The organism is Hominiventricola filiformis, assembly GCF_020686965.1.
In the GTDB taxonomy this organism is placed as follows: domain Bacteria; phylum Bacillota; class Clostridia; order Lachnospirales; family Lachnospiraceae; genus Hominiventricola; species Hominiventricola filiformis.
This window is the reverse complement of the sequence record NZ_JAJEPS010000012.1, coordinates 79114-94088: the sequence shown is the minus strand read 5'-3', so window position 1 is coordinate 94088 and position 14975 is coordinate 79114. Positions and strand designations below refer to the sequence as shown.

General features: G+C 46.7%; 18 protein-coding genes. All 18 read right to left on the bottom strand.

What is annotated here, in order from left to right; translation table 11 throughout:
• On the bottom strand, positions 1 to 461 hold a 461-nt coding region (eutH, locus tag LKD36_RS12295; protein WP_308459744.1), incomplete at its 3' end, for an ethanolamine utilization protein EutH.
• A 21-nt stretch (positions 462 to 482) separates the two neighbouring features.
• Positions 483 to 755, bottom strand: coding sequence for a EutN/CcmL family microcompartment protein (locus LKD36_RS12290; RefSeq protein WP_118771609.1), 273 nt, complete (start codon positions 753 to 755; stop codon positions 483 to 485).
• Between the two features lie 3 nt (positions 756 to 758).
• A complete protein-coding gene (locus tag LKD36_RS12285; protein WP_118771608.1) occupies positions 759 to 1061 on the bottom strand; it encodes a hypothetical protein in 303 nt (100 codons plus the stop codon).
• Between the two features lie 6 nt (positions 1062 to 1067).
• Positions 1068 to 1679, bottom strand: coding sequence for a PduL/EutD family phosphate acyltransferase (locus tag LKD36_RS12280; RefSeq protein WP_308459743.1), 612 nt, complete (start codon positions 1677 to 1679; stop codon positions 1068 to 1070).
• Positions 1680 to 2492 (bottom strand): ATP-binding protein, encoded by an 813-nt coding sequence (locus LKD36_RS12275; protein ID WP_118771606.1) that lies wholly within the window; start codon positions 2490 to 2492, stop codon positions 1680 to 1682. It abuts the gene before it with no gap.
• Between the two features lie 74 nt (positions 2493 to 2566).
• Positions 2567 to 2848, bottom strand: coding sequence for a BMC domain-containing protein (locus LKD36_RS12270; protein ID WP_118771605.1), 282 nt, complete (start codon positions 2846 to 2848; stop codon positions 2567 to 2569).
• Between the two features lie 47 nt (positions 2849 to 2895).
• Positions 2896 to 4374: an acetaldehyde dehydrogenase (acetylating) gene (locus LKD36_RS12265; protein WP_118771604.1), complete on the bottom strand. Its 1479-nt coding sequence runs from the start codon at positions 4372 to 4374 to the stop codon at positions 2896 to 2898.
• A complete protein-coding gene (locus LKD36_RS12260) occupies positions 4374 to 4946 on the bottom strand; it encodes a BMC domain-containing protein (RefSeq protein ID WP_118771603.1) in 573 nt (190 codons plus the stop codon). The genes LKD36_RS12265 and LKD36_RS12260 overlap by 1 nt, the downstream gene beginning before the upstream one ends.
• A 20-nt stretch (positions 4947 to 4966) precedes the next feature.
• On the bottom strand, positions 4967 to 5617 hold the full coding sequence (gene eutL / locus LKD36_RS12255) for an ethanolamine utilization microcompartment protein EutL (RefSeq protein WP_118771602.1): 651 nt from the start codon (positions 5615 to 5617) through the stop codon (positions 4967 to 4969).
• A gap of 14 nt (positions 5618 to 5631) precedes the next feature.
• The gene (eutC, locus tag LKD36_RS12250) at positions 5632 to 6549 is read right to left on the bottom strand and encodes an ethanolamine ammonia-lyase subunit EutC (protein ID WP_118771601.1); all 918 of its coding nucleotides are present in this window, start codon (positions 6547 to 6549) and stop codon (positions 5632 to 5634) included.
• Between the two features lie 19 nt (positions 6550 to 6568).
• The gene (locus tag LKD36_RS12245) at positions 6569 to 7939 is read right to left on the bottom strand and encodes an ethanolamine ammonia-lyase subunit EutB (protein ID WP_118771600.1); all 1371 of its coding nucleotides are present in this window, start codon (positions 7937 to 7939) and stop codon (positions 6569 to 6571) included.
• A gap of 14 nt (positions 7940 to 7953) precedes the next feature.
• Positions 7954 to 9384 (bottom strand): ethanolamine ammonia-lyase reactivating factor EutA, encoded by a 1431-nt coding sequence (gene eutA, locus LKD36_RS12240; protein WP_118771599.1) that lies wholly within the window; start codon positions 9382 to 9384, stop codon positions 7954 to 7956.
• Between the two features lie 24 nt (positions 9385 to 9408).
• Positions 9409 to 10815 (bottom strand): sensor histidine kinase, encoded by a 1407-nt coding sequence (locus tag LKD36_RS12235; protein ID WP_118771598.1) that lies wholly within the window; start codon positions 10813 to 10815, stop codon positions 9409 to 9411.
• 6 nt (positions 10816 to 10821) lie between these two features.
• A complete protein-coding gene (locus LKD36_RS12230; protein ID WP_118771597.1) occupies positions 10822 to 11406 on the bottom strand; it encodes an ANTAR domain-containing response regulator in 585 nt (194 codons plus the stop codon).
• Between the two features lie 38 nt (positions 11407 to 11444).
• Complete coding sequence (locus LKD36_RS12225; protein ID WP_118771596.1) at positions 11445 to 11888, bottom strand: EutP/PduV family microcompartment system protein; 444 nt, start codon at positions 11886 to 11888, stop codon at positions 11445 to 11447.
• Positions 11885 to 12232 carry an ethanolamine utilization microcompartment protein EutS gene (eutS, locus tag LKD36_RS12220; RefSeq protein WP_118771595.1) on the bottom strand — a complete coding sequence of 116 codons (348 nt, stop codon included), beginning with the start codon at positions 12230 to 12232 and terminating at the stop codon, positions 11885 to 11887. The genes LKD36_RS12225 and eutS overlap by 4 nt, the downstream gene beginning before the upstream one ends.
• Before the next feature lie 6 nt (positions 12233 to 12238).
• Entirely contained in the window at positions 12239 to 13393 is a 1155-nt protein-coding gene (locus LKD36_RS12215) for a 1-propanol dehydrogenase PduQ (RefSeq protein ID WP_118771594.1), read from the bottom strand.
• A gap of 234 nt (positions 13394 to 13627) precedes the next feature.
• Positions 13628 to 14953 carry an MATE family efflux transporter gene (locus LKD36_RS12210; RefSeq protein WP_308459742.1) on the bottom strand — a complete coding sequence of 442 codons (1326 nt, stop codon included), beginning with the start codon at positions 14951 to 14953 and terminating at the stop codon, positions 13628 to 13630.
• Positions 14954 to 14975: the final 22 nt, after the last annotated feature.

Sequence of the window (14975 nt, the reverse complement as noted above, 5' to 3'; positions counted from 1 at the left end):
GACAGTGCAACCGGGATGGTAAATACGATGGTCGGTCCCATCATGGTTCCCAGGATCAGACCTGAGAAGTTACCAACAGCTTCGCTTCCTGCCATCTGCATTGCCAACGGATATCCACCCATATCGCATGCCAGAAGTGTGGTCGCAAACATGGATGGGTCAGCGCCCAGCAGGGTATAGATCGGAACAATGATCGGTTTCAAAATGATTGCAAGTACCGGAGCGGCTGCTACAACACCGGCCATGGCTGCTGCCAGGGGACCCATGGCATTAAATCCCTCATCAAACTGCTCGCCATAGCCTAACTTGTTGCCGCGAATCTTATCAATTGCTCCTACAATCATGAAAATCATCATAATAAAGATAATGACTTTGTTAATAGAAAGAGTGGATGCCCACTCACCCAGGCTCTCTGTAAAGACGCCTACATTCGTAATGTTGTCAATTAATTCCTGAAACACTTGCTTCCTCCATCTTTTTGTTTATTCCAGAATCTCGTGGTCATCCACAATGCCGACGATGGCTGCGTCTACCGGAATGTCCGGTCCGCCGGAAGCGGTTCTCGCTGAGCTTCCATTGACATAGAGAACCCGCTCTCCAACACCGGCACCAATCACATCGGATGCCACCAGCGGTGTTCCGTATGCTTCCCCTGTGGTAAGGCTCACGGGCTGAACAATCATGAGTTTCAGACCGGCCAGTTTGTCCTCTTTCCTGGTTGCCCATATATTTCCGATTACCTTACCAACTTTCATACGTTACCTCCGCGCCTTATCTGTTTTACCGTCGATGATCAGAAGAAGTCCATGCTCATGGGCATACTCTTTTGCCAAATCCGTGATCTTAGAAGTTCCCGGAATTTCAACGGCACCTGCCCCCTGCTCTTTAGCGGCACGAACATCCTTCTCCATAATAAATTTCTTGTTGAGTGCAACACGTTTTACTTCTTCCGCTGTAGTACACTCTTCTTTTTTGCCGCAAACGGCCTTTTTCGCTTCTTCCTCAGCCAGCCGTTTCCGGACCTCTTCCATTACTCTCTGTATCAGAAGTTCATAATCCATGGTCGTCTACCTGATAATCTTTCCAAGCGTAAATCCGCTTATATCAGCGCCATTTGCCTCATCAAAGTCCACGTGCATCCGAAAACGGAAATTGTCACTAACTCTGATGATTACATCCTTAAACACAACCGGGCGTTCTGTAATTGCTTCTACGCTGACTCTTTGTTTGTCATGAAGTCCCAGTTTCTCTGCCATCTCCGTCGGTACATGGATGTGCTTGTGTGCAACAATCACGCCCTGCGGAATATCAATGGCTCCGCACGGTCCTTCAATTCTGATCTGACCAGATCCTGCTACGTCACCAGACTCACGAAGCGGCGCTTTTACACCCAGAGCAATACAGTCACTTCTGGAAAGCTCCACCTGTGTGTCCTTGCGGACCGGGCCTAATACTGCTACATTCGTCATCTTTCTCTTCGGTCCGATGATATCCACTCTCTCCGCAGCCAGATACTGTCCCGGCTGGGAAAGGTCTCGTTTCGGAGTCATGGTCTTTCCTTTTCCGAAAATAATTTCAAAATCAGACTGGGTCAGATGCACGTGACGGGCAGATACTTCAATCTCCACCAGTCCCGATTTTTCTACAGCCGCCATAACCTGGCGAACAATTTCTTCCATTTATGGTCTTCCTCCCTGCTGATAGTCACCTGCCAGATATTTACACATCATAATATGCAGTGCACTTGACAGTCGGTTTAACTCTTCAATGATGTCCCCATGTGTATACTGATTGCCTTCTTTGTATGCACCTGCCGCTGCCACTTCCGTTTCCCGGATAGCGGTGCGGATCTGATTTAACAATGCATACTCCACTCCCATGGAATAATCCGGCAGTACCATTGCCTTGATCTTATAATACTTCATGGGATTGTGGGAATGTGCACGCAGTTCCTCATGGGTAAGACCGATGATGGTCTCATTGTGAAATGCCTCATCAAGTACGTCACAGCGCATCATTTCCCTGAGACTTCTCAATACATCATTAAGGTCATCAATGATCTTTTGATTTTCTCCGAGAGACGCCATCATAGCCTGTGCAAAGACTACCTGTGCCTGCAGGCTGTCCAGCTTTCCGCGGAAATAAATCCGCGGATTGTCCTTATTAACCAGGACATTGCCATACAGCTGAGTCATATGCTCCGGCTTTTTCATATAAAATGCGCCTGTGGCATAATCTGTGTATTTCGGTTTCAGTTCCGTATCCTTCGGCACTTCCACAGGAGGCAGTTCGGGCAGTTCAGTTGCAACGACCTTGACCTCTTTTTCCGGTTTCTGTTTTTCCACTTCACCGGCTTTTCTGATCTTAATCTTTCTCTGAGACAGATACTCTCTGGCTGCCGGAGATAATAACGATCCTTCAGGAATCACATAAACCTCCGGCTCTTCACATTTCAGTTCCAGTCTCAGGGCTGCTTCTGTAATTACCTTCACTGTGTCACCTCCTTACCACCGTTAGATATGCCTATTCAAAGCCTATTCGCAAAATCGCTTCTTGGGCTCTAAAATTAGCCTAACTTCGGAAGGATTCCCTCAACCTCATCATGCGGTCTCGGAATTACGTGGATGCTTACCAGCTCACCAACACGCTCTGCTGCAGCTGCACCGGCATCTACAGATGCTTTTACTGCTCCTACATCACCGCGAACCATAACGGTTACCAGTCCGCCGCCTACATGCTCTTTACCAATCAGAGTTACATTTGCTGCCTTTACCATTGCATCTGCTGCCTCGATAGATGCTACAAGTCCTTTTGTTTCGATCATTCCTAATGCCTGCATTGCTGCCATAATTCATTTCCTCCTGGATAATTGTAAATTTTGATATTTATTGTTTTTTATTTCGCTGACTGAATTCTTGCGATAATCTCTGCTACGATCTCGTCTACTTTATCAGCACTTACTTTTTTCTCTGCGCCACAGCAGTTCTGCTCTTTTGCAGCTGCACCACGGATCTCTTCCATTTCACGAAGTCCGTAGGCTACGTGCTTCAGGTTCAGAAGGTTCATCGGTCCTACATTCTCAGATGTTGCACTTCCGCCGATGGCACCACAGCCAAGGGTCAGAGCCGGCATCAGTGCCGTAGATGCTCCGATACCTCCAAGGGCACTCGGGGAATTAATGATGATACGGGAAGCCGGCATTCTCTCTGCGAAATACTCGACCATTCTGTCATCTTTGGTGTGCATACTGAACGTATGTCCTGCACCTTCGTAACGAAGAATCTCATCACAAAGTTTTGCGATTGCCTTATAATCCGGTGCCGTATAGAATGCCAGGATCGGAGCCAGCTTTTCGTTAGAATAAGGATGTCCTTTTCCGATTCCGTCTTCTTTTGCTACAATGACTTTTGCACTTGCAGGTACGTTGATACCTGCCAGTTCACCAATCACCTGCGGGGATTTTCCTACGATAGCCGGATTCATGGTTCCATTTGCACGCAGGATGTATTTTCCAAGTTTCAGGCGCTCTTCATCTGTTAAGAAGTAAGCTCCCTGTTTCTCCATTTCTTTCTGTACTGCCTCTGCCATGTCATCATCGCATACCACAGACTGCTCTGATGCACAGATGGTTCCATAATCGAAGGTCTTGGAATCCATGATTCTCTTCACTGCCAGCGGCAGATCAGCAGTCTTCTCGATATAAGCCGGACCATTTCCAGGTCCTACACCGATGGCCGGTGTTCCGGAAGAATAAGCAGCACGTACCATAGCGCTTCCGCCGGTTGCCAGGATCAGGGCTACATCCGGATGTTTCATCAGATTATCCGTAGCCTGCATGGTCGGAAGGCTGATGCAGCTTACCAGATTTTCATTGCCTCCCGCCTCTGCAATTGCCTGACGAATTACTTTGATTGCCTCGCTGATGCTTCGCAGTGCACTCGGATGCGGTGAAAATACAATGGCATTTCCAGCTTTGATGGAAATCTCTGATTTATAAAATGCGGTGGAGGTCGGGTTGGTGGACGGGATCAGTCCTGCGATGACTCCTACCGGTGCTGCGATGGTGTAGGTTTTGTTAGCCTCATCGCGGTCCAGAATACCAATGGTCTTCATATCTTTGATATGCTCATATACCATCTGGCTTCCGAAAATATTTTTGATTACTTTGTCGGCAACTTTACCGAATCCGGTATCCTCATTAGCCATCTGTGCAAGGCGCTCTGCATTGCGAACACCTGCTTTAGCGATAGAAGCCACAATAGCATCTACCTCAGCCTGGGATTTCTGTGCCAGTTCCTGCTGAGCAGCTTTCGCTTTCTCTACCAGGTCACGCACTTCCTGTACCGACAAAAGGTCTTTGTCATATAACTGCATTACTTGTTCTCCTTTTCAAGAAACTCCAAAATTCGTTCAATGAGTTCCGTCTTGTTTGCAAAACGGATCTCCTTGCGGGTCATATTTGTAATTTCAAGTTTACGGGCCAGGGCACGCAGTTTGTCTACGGTCATGGCTTTCATTTCTTCTACATCCGGGATGTAAGCAAGCTTTCCCTTCTTCTGCTCAGCCGGTTCTTCTTTTACTTCTTCGGTCACTTCACTGCTGTCTTCCGGCTGCTCAGCTTCTGCTGTCTCATCATGATTGTCTTCCAGCTGCTCACTTATGATCGGCTGCGGATCAGGGTTCGGCGTGATCATCTGTGTCACATCCTCTGCCGGTCTGGGAATCACGTGTGTGGAGATCACGGTTCCAATCTTTTCTGCCGCTGCCTGTGCAGCATCCACAGCTGCACGGACAGCTCCCACGTCGCCCTCAATCAGTACACTGACCAGACCGCCGCCGACTTTCACTACATCAAGACGGTTCACATTGGCAGCTTTTAAAGCACTGTCCAGTGCTTCCACTGCCGGAACCATTCCCCGGACTTCAATCAGCCCTAATGCTTTCATTGCATACCTCCGTTATCGAATTATGCAATTGGATTGTCTGCTACAAACTCAACTGCTGCTGCAAAAGCATCACATGCAGATTTGCATGCAGACTGACTTCCGGTCAGCAGAGCGCCGCCAAAGTTGGTCTCTGAAGGCGGTGCATACAAAACACACATTTTTACATCTGCTGCTTTAAGAGCTGCATCCACACCGTACATAGCTTCCAACGGCGGTGCGATCAGATATGCAAGCGCCTCTCCCTCTTTGATTCCGGCACCTTCGGAAAGGTAAGAACCGGTTCTGGAAATGCAGTGTGCATAATAGCAGATACTGTCATCTTCATTTGCAGATACGAAATGTGCCTGGTTCTCGATCACATCAACTGCTGCCTCAAGGCCACTCTTTACCTCTGCCGGATTCGGACCAGCCAGGATACCGATGATCTCACCGGCAAGCTTCGTATTTGCATTGGCAGCGCCGCCGTAAAAGCTTTTTGCATAAACAACGGTTACATCTGCCTTCTTGGTTGCTTCATCAAGCGCTGTGTAAGTCACGTCATCGCTGTCAGCAGTAATAAGCGCTAATGATTTCATATCCGGTCCCAGATTCAGCTCTTTTGCAAGATCAGGGCTGACATTCGGGATGATCTTTGTGGCAAGGACACTTGCCTTTAACGGATCTCTCTTCATTTTTTGTTTCCTCCTTACAGCTTCAGATCAGTTCCACTTGCCTTCTTCTCCAGCATGATCTTGATGATCTCTGCGATATGAGCTCCGGCCTCTGCAGGATTGGTTCCTGCTCTGTGAATATTGGATACAACGGTTCTTCTTGCCTCCGGCATTCCAACCGTTGCTTTGTATGCAATATATGCGGACATGGACTCTGCAGTAATCAGACCCGGTCTCTCACCAATCAGTACGCAGGTCACCTCTGCTCCGGTCAGTTCGGATACCTGATCCATAACACCTACACGGCCATATTTTACGAAGAACGGGGTTCCTGTATCAATACCATAGCTCTCCAGTCCCTGCATAATACCCGGTAGAACGTCTGCCACATTGGCAGCAACTGCTGCAGAGCTTAATCCGTCAGATACATAGATCTGTACGGTCGGATGCATTTTGCATTTTTCCTTAATAGTTTTTACAGCTTCGTCGTTCAATTTTCTTCCCAGATCCGGACGGGTCAGATATACATCTTTGCTCTCGCACTGGGTCTGTACGGTGAAGAGTCCCATCTTATCGATAAACTCCTGATCAACATCATTGAAAACTGCATCCTGTGCTGCAGAATGAGCTGCACGGAACTCCAGATTCGGAAGAGTCTTATAACGGGCACCTGCTTTGCCGATACCAAGACGGCACGGAGCGTACTGTTTGAGATCAAGGTAAGCCTCTCCGTTCTGCGGATGTTCTACCAGATACTGTTTCTTAATGTCAATCTGAGTGATATCCGGAAGGCATCCTTCCTCCACTCCTGCCTGCTCACAGCCGGCATTTTTCACTGCATTGACAACTGCAGTTTTTACTGCATTTCCATCTGCTGAGGCAGATGCGGTACCGCTTACATTCATCTCTGTAAGTACCTGTTCAATAATTGCTCTTAATTCATTATCGTTCATTGTTGTTTCTGCCTCCTTTCTATTTTGCTAAAAATACAGATGCATCACCTGCAAGCGGTGTCAGCTTTCCATCTTTAGAGAATCCCATCTTTTCAAGCCATGCGTCAAATTCTTTTGTCGGACGAAGTCCCAGAATTTCACGGAGAGCTGCCGCCTCATGATATCCGGTACACTGGTACATCAGCATACAGTCATCACCTTCCGGTACACCCATGATATAGGTACAGCCTGCTGCGGCAAGAAGCATGGACAGATTCTCAATATCGTTCTGGTCTGCTTTCATATGATTCGTGTAGCAGCAGTCACAGCCCATCGGAAGTCCTGAAAGTTTACCCATAAAATGATCCTCAAGACCTGCACGGGTTACCTGCTTGGAGTCATAGAGATACTCCGGTCCGATAAATCCAACAACCGTATTTACAATAAACGGATCATATTTCTTTGCAAAACCATAGCATCTTGCTTCCATAGTTACCTGATCCCAGCCATTGTGAGCCTCAGAAGAAAGCTCGGAACCCTGTCCTGTCTCGAAGTACATGACGTTCGGTCCGGTAGAGGTACCTTTCTTCAACATCATTTCACGGCCGTCCTGCAGCATCTGTGCGTTCAGACCAAATGCTTCATTACCCTTCTGAGAACCAGCGATAGACTGGAACATCAGGTCGATCGGTGCATTCAGCTTATCAGCTGCTTCTGTCTGGGTCGTTACATGAGCCAGTACACAGATCTGGGTCGGAACTTCCCATTTATTTTTGAACTCATCAAAGCTCTTTAAGATTCTTGCAACACTCTCTACAGAGTCGTCTACCGGGTTCAGACCAATAACGGCATCACCACAGCCGTAGGAAAGACCTTCCATAACGGAAGCCATGATACCCTTCGGATCATCAGTGGTATGGTTCGGCTGCAGACGGGATGAGAAGGTTCCCGGCAGTCCCAGAGTAGTATTACAATGGGTCGGGTTGTGAATTTTCTTTGCTCCGTAGATCAGGTCCAGGTTGCCCATCAGTTTGGCAACACCAGCTACCATCTCACTGGTCAGACCTCTGGATACACGTTTGATCATGTCTCCGGTGGTCTCTGTATCGAGGATCCACTCGCGGAGCTGTGCAACGGTCCAGCCCTTGATGCTGTTGTAAATAGATTCGTTGACTCCATCCTGGATAATTCTTGTTACTTCATCCTCTTCGTAGGGAACGGCAGGATTCTCTCTTAAATTCTCCAGTGTCAGATTAGAAAGTACAACTTTGGCAGCTACACGCTCCTCTGCGGTCTCTGCAGCAATGCCTGCCAGCTTATCGCCGGACTTTTCTTCGTTTGCCTTGGCCATAACTTCTCTGACAGATTTGAATTCATAAGTATGACCAAAAAGCGTTGTCTTTAATATCAATCTCTCTCCTCCTTTTAAGTATTGAAAATTAAAGTTTTTGTTACGACCGGAACAACTCTTCCGTTGGCCAGTGGTTCTCCGATATCGATATAATCCCCGCCCTGTGCATGAATTCCATCAATGCACACAACTGGTTTTTCTCTGTGAAGCGCCACGTTAAGGGCATTTCCCAGAACTTTTCCGATATCATTTTCCACTACCAGGATCAGTGGGAACTCACTGTCAATAATTTCCCTTGCCCCCTTGATGATGGCGGCTGCAAGGGCCTGGATTTCCAGGAAACTTACGTAATGCCGGCCTTCAAAAGAGATGGCTATCTGTTCCAGTTTTCCCTCCGAATGGTACAGAGGGAGTTGTTGTATGATTGAAGAAGCAAATGCTTCCAAATCAGCTTCATCATCCGATCCAATTCTTAAGACCGGGATATTTTTAACCGGCAGCTTATCCTTTGCATAGGAAATGGTGCTGCCGCTAACACTGGTGGTATGGGTTCCCGCACCTACCACGGTCGCTCTGATCGTCTCTGCTGCGGTAAACCAGCGTATATTCTTAAATGCAGGATGATCGAGAATGGCCCTTCCAAGGAGCACTCCGATGTCTCCGTACTGAAATGTCTCTTTTCCTTCCGGATGATAGATACAATCTGCAACTCCTCCGGAAAATGTCACGGCATCAATCTTATGATTATCCGGCAGCCGTTTACCGTCATTGGTATAAAGTCCGGCATGCTCGGCATCCGCATCCTTCAGATACAGTGCCTGCGCCAGTTCATCTGCCATCCGGTCACAGATTTTTCGAAGTTTTTCCGGATCTGCAGGATCTCCCACCTTGATGGAGATTCCCATATGAGATGCCAGTTCCGCGGTTTTATGGAAAATATAGCTGATCTTTCCATTTTCTACTTTGATCAGCCGTCCTCCAATATCCAGGCAGGACGTACCCATAACCTGTCCTTTATAAAAGGATGCAATGTTGCTGGTACCGCCTCCGATATCTACATTTGCCACACAAATACGTTCTTCTTCTGAAATCCGGTCTGCACCGGCCCCTTTACCGGAAAGCACGGATTCCAGATCCGGTCCCGCCGTTGCCACAACGAAATCTCCCGCCATGTCACTTAACATTTCCAGCACCAGATTGGCATTCTGCTTTCTGGCAGTCTCACCGGTAATGATGACCGCTCCAGTCTGGAGCATATCCGGCGTCATACCGGCTTTCTCATATTCTTCTTTTACAATCTTCCGCACTGCTTCCACATCAATCTCCTGCTGAGATTTCAGCGGTGTAAAATAAATATGACTGCGGTAGATCACTTCTTTGTCCACAATACTGATTCTCGGAACCGTATAGCTGCTGGCCAGATTTTCAATGGTCAGCCGGCTGAAAATCAACTGTGTCGTGGAGGTACCAATATCAATGCCTACACTTGTAATTGTTTCTTTCATTCTTTTTTAGAACCTCCGGCATTTTTATAGTTCCAGTGTATCCACATTCTGGTTTAAGAAATCAAAGGTCACTACACTTCCCTGCTCTCCGGACTCTACATGGATGGTTCCATGAAGCTTATCCTTTATCAGTGAACGCACGATTCCCCATCCCAGATGATTCGGTCTGCTGATATCCGCATCAAATCCGATGCCATCATCGCGTACCGTGATATTCGAATAGAGCTCTCCTTTTTTTACAAGGATCTCTATCAAACCTTTTTCTTTGCCTTCAAATGCATATTTCATACTGTTCTGAAGAAGTTCATTAACCACCATGGCTACTGATGCCGCAATCTCTGAATCTGTTTCAAAGTCTCCTGATTCCATTGAAATCTCAATATCCACTTCAGAATGTTCAAAGCTCTGCAGCACATTGCTGCGGATTTGCCTGAGCACCTCGCCAATTTTCACCTGATCCACGCCGTTTCTTGCAAGCAGTTCATGGGTGGCCGAAATAGACAGAATTCTGCTCATAGTCTCCCGCAATACCTGTATCGTTTCCGGATTTTCGCTTCTTCTGATTTGCAGTCTTAACAACGATGCAATCGTCTGAAGATTATTTTTCACGCGATGATGCATCTCCTGGATTGCCACTGATTTCAGAACCAGTTCCTGCTCACGCTGCTTTTCCGCTGTTTCATCCCTGATAATTACTGCACAGGAAAGATCTGCTGTTTCCAGTTTTACATGACGGATAATAAAATAATTTTTACCAACGGATGCTTCTGTCACTGCTTCGTCAGATATTCCATACTGCGGAACTACCAGCTGAACGTTTTCATATCTTTGGCCAATCAGTTCTCCCACATATCCGAGACGCCGATACAATCTGCATGCCACATCATTGGCAGAGCAGACCAGACCTTTACGGTCTATAATAAGTAAGGCTTCATCAATGCATTCTGCCAGCCAGGATCCTTTTTTACTGGTTATTGCCTGTGCCATAGATTCATAGTTTTCATGAGACAAATGCAGCGCACTTTGACCGCTGTACTGTTCCTCAATCCTCTTTTCCCGGATCAGTACACCGATAATCTCTGTTCCATTACTGATCGGTTCTACGGACTGAATCACTCTCGTATTTTCCTGGGTCAGCGCCTTCATATGTTTCGTTGCCACACCAACCTTAAAGGTTCTTGCAACAGCCGGTTCATTCTGCTGATAGGCAATCATGCCCACCACACTTTTTTCATAGGAAGAAGGACTGTCTTTTGGATTGGCCTCCGCTACTACAATAGCATCTCCGGATGGCAGGAGACAGTCAATAAAAATATCTGCATCCTCCAGATTCGCAAGATACGGAATTGTTCTTGCCATATTTTCTATTTTTTCAATATCTGCTGATGTAAGGCTGGTATGTTTCTCGCAAAGTTCCCGAATCGTCATCATATCCTGTTATCTCCCGCATTTCATCAGAATGATCTCAGCAATCCGTTTCATGGACACATTTTTGATTTTGCTCATCTTACGGATATATTCATATGCTTCTTCTTCCGTCACATGATTAGTCTCCATAAGATATCCTTTGGCTTTTTCCACTACTTTCCGTGTTTCCAGCCGTTCATTCGCCTTCTCAACATCTGTCTTCAGTGTTTTAATCTCACTGCTTCTTGCCATGGCAAGTTCGATACAGGGAACCAGTGCCTTTTCATCCACCGGTTTTACCAGATAGCCACTGACTCCACTTGTCTTAGCCCCTTCAATATAGGAACTGTCACTATATGCCGTCAGAAATACAATAGAACCGGCAAGTCCCTGCTCATGAATAATCTGAGCAGCAGACAGACCGTCCATCAACGGCATTTTAATATCCAGCAGTACCAGATCTGGTACATGCGTTCTGCAGAGTTCTACAGCATCAAATCCATCAGCTGCTTCGCCGACGACCTGATAGCCCTTCGATTCCAGAATTTCTCTTAAGTCCATTCTGATAATCGGTTCGTCATCTACTATGACGATACGAATTTCAGACTTCTTCATCTTCCATCACCTATCGTGTATTCTATTTTTAATCACTTTTACAGCGTATCAAGATAATCAAATAATTCTTTAAATCCAGTTCCTGCCACACTGCTGGTCACAAAAATATGATTTGCGCCGGCTGCTTTCAGATGCTCCGTCGCATCTTTTAACTGCTCTTCCGTTGCAATATCACTTTTTGTCACAATACCTACCACCGGCTTTGCAAAACTTCCTGCATATGCTGGCGGGAACATTTTCTCTTTTGCTGTCGGATCCTGTACAAACAGGATAATATCTGCATCTGCCGCCGTCACGGAGAGCGCTCCTCTCATCCGTACACGTTCCAGATACTCGCCCGGCGTATCAATAAACTGTCCACCCATGACTGCGATCGTCTGAGTCTTATGATATACCAGATCCTGATGGGTCAAATACTGGCAGAGAGTTGTCTTTCCTGCCGCTGTCTTTCCAATCAGAATCATGCGTTTCTGCTGCGTCACGTCTTCGTCACCACCGTCGGTGTGAAGCCCATCATTTCACAGAGCGTATGCATCACTTCACGAAGTGCGGATTCCACTGCTGCCACATCTCCACAGATAATCAGTGTTCCGTTAAAACGGTCTACGAATCCGATGCTTACATCTGCCGCTTTAGTTGCCACATCTGCTGCGATGATAGCACCCTCACTCGGCGTAATGGTAAAAATTCCGATAGCTCCTCTGGCATCAATCAGCCCCATTTTCTCATAAAGACTGGGAACCGGATTGGCGATAACATGTGCCAGAGTGACCTGTTTACCAGGAACGAATTCCTGAATAATTCTCTGTTTGGTTTCTTCTGCCATTTATAATTACCTTCCTGTTCCGATTTTTCCATCATATGCCTGCAGGAAAATCTTTCTGATATCCTCCGGCGTACATTCTCTCGGATTGGTTGAGGTACAGTTGTCTGCTTTTGCAGCCTTACACATCTCATCCAGTACGGACTCAAACTCTTCTTTACTGATACCAAGCTCTTTGATGGTAGCCGGAATGCCAAGACGGGTGTTGTACTGACGCATGGTACGGATCAGAGAGAAAGCACTCTGACGGATTCCCGGTCCTTCAATACGGAGCAGTCTGGAAATACGGGCATATTTTTTTGCCACATCCGTCAACTGGCTGTCATAGCATCCTGCATTGAATCCCATAACATATGGAAGCAGAATGGCATTTGCTTTTCCATGGGGCACGTGAAAATGTGCACCAAACGTATGTGCCATACCGTGAACCAAGCCAAGGCCTGCATTGGTAAATGCAATACCTGCCAGGCAGGATGCATCATGCATCCCCTGTCGTGCTTCCATATCTTCCGGATTCTTGTAGCAGCGAAGGAGATAACTTCTTACCAGCTTCATGGCTTTCTCTGCACATGCATCAGTGAAATGATTTGCCTCCGTGCAGACAAATGCCTCTACTGCATGAGTAAATACATCCATTCCAGTTGCAGCTGTGATCGCTGGCGGTACCGTTTTTACAAGTTCTGCATCCAATACTGCGATATCCGGATACAGTTCATCATTTACCAGTGGATATTTAGCCGCCTTTTCCGGATTACTGATGACTGCGAAATTGGTCATCTCAGAACCAGTACCACTGGTCGTTGGAATAGCTACAAACTTACATCTCGGTGCATTGCTCTCTTTAGCAGCAAAATAAACGATGGCCTTTGCAGCGTCGATGGAAGATCCACCGCCCAGAGCTACAACCGCCTGGGGCTGAAACTCCAGAATCATGGCAACACCTTTGCTGACCGTCATGATATCCGGATCCGGACGTACCTCCGAGAAAATTTTCCACTCCACCTTCAGATGATCCAATACATCCGTCACATAAGAAACAGTGCCACTCTCATGCATGAACTTATCCGTTACAATCAATACTTTTGTCATTCCGTCAAAGATGCCGGAAAAACGCTCTTTTCCAATCAGCACCTGAGTGCCGACATGAAACATATCTTTTGCCATTCTTCTCCTCCTTTCTGGCAATTATGACCGCGCAATCCCTTACCCACCAGGCTTCCGCTGCCATATACGCAAAAAAGCACCCTAAACAATGGCTTGTTCAGAATGCTTCTACACATTTTCATCTCAGCTTCCACTACGTCGTGAAACCTGCTTAATTATCTTTGACTAATCTATCACAATTTAGGCAATATGTCAAGCACTGTTTCAAAAACAGTTTTCCCCTGTTCCAGCATTTTATGCAATTCGTTTTCTACACCAGAAAAACGCCGGAATCAGGAAGATATCCGCAAATACCCATGCCAACGGATGGGCAAGACAAATCCCGATAAATCCCACTTTTCCAGCCACTACGGTAGATGCCAAAATTCTTGCAATCATCTCCATTACACCGGAACAGATAGCAAAAACAGAAAATCCCATTCCCTGAATCGTAAACCGCACCGTGTTCACCAATGTCAGCAGACAATAACCACCAGTGCAGAATAGAAGGAACTCATAGGAGTAAGCAATAATGGCCGTCTCACCTGCATCTACAAAGAGAAGGGTCAGCTGTTTTCCAAAAAGTGCAGCAATCACAAAACAAATTGCAGACATCAAAAAACCAATCAGTGAAGCGCTCTTTAATCCTTTTCCAATCCGGTCAAGCTTTCCGGCTCCCATGTTCTGCCCCGTATAAGGTGCCATAGTCTGTCCCAGTGATTCCACCGGGCAGGAGATAAAGGCATTAATCTTCTGAGCTGCCGTGACACCGGCAACTACCGCTGCACCTAATCCGTTGATAGCCGCCTGCAATACCAGTGTACCGATAGCGGTGACCGAGTACTGTAATCCCATGGGAATTCCAATATAGCAAAGCTTCGCCATATAGGAAGGCTCCGGTTTCCACTCATCCCTTGTGGCATGCAGAATCGGGAATTTTTTCCACATATACCAAAGACAGATCACACCTGAAATGCCCTGTGCCAGTACTGTCGCAATAGCCGGGCCTTCCACTCCCATGTGAAACAACAACACAAACACCAGGTCCAGCACAATATTGATCGCGGATGACAGTGCCAGAAAGACAACCGGCGTCTTACTGTCTCCCAGTGACCGGATAATACCTGCAAGGATATTATAAAGAAAAGTACATGGAATTCCCCAGAAGACAATCAAAATATAGATATAAGCATATTCAAAAATTTCTTTTGGCGTGTTCATCAATGTCAGAATGGCTCTGCAGGATGCCACTACTGCTAAAGTCATCACAACGGAAAATATCATACAAAGCCACGCGCTGTTGGTCACATATTTCCGGAGACGGTGTTCCTCCTGTGCGCCGAACATCTGTGCCACCGGAATGGCAAACCCATTACAGACGCCTGTGCAAAATCCGATGACCATAAAGTTGAGGGATGTGGTGGAACCTACCCCTGCCAACGGATTTACACCAAGAAATCGTCCAACCACCAATGTGTCCACCATGCTGTAAAACTGCTGGAACAGCATTCCAAGGAACATAGGGATCGCAAATCCGATAATCAGCCGGACAGGCGAACCCGTTGTCATATCCTTTGTCATATTTCCTCCATCAAAAACAACT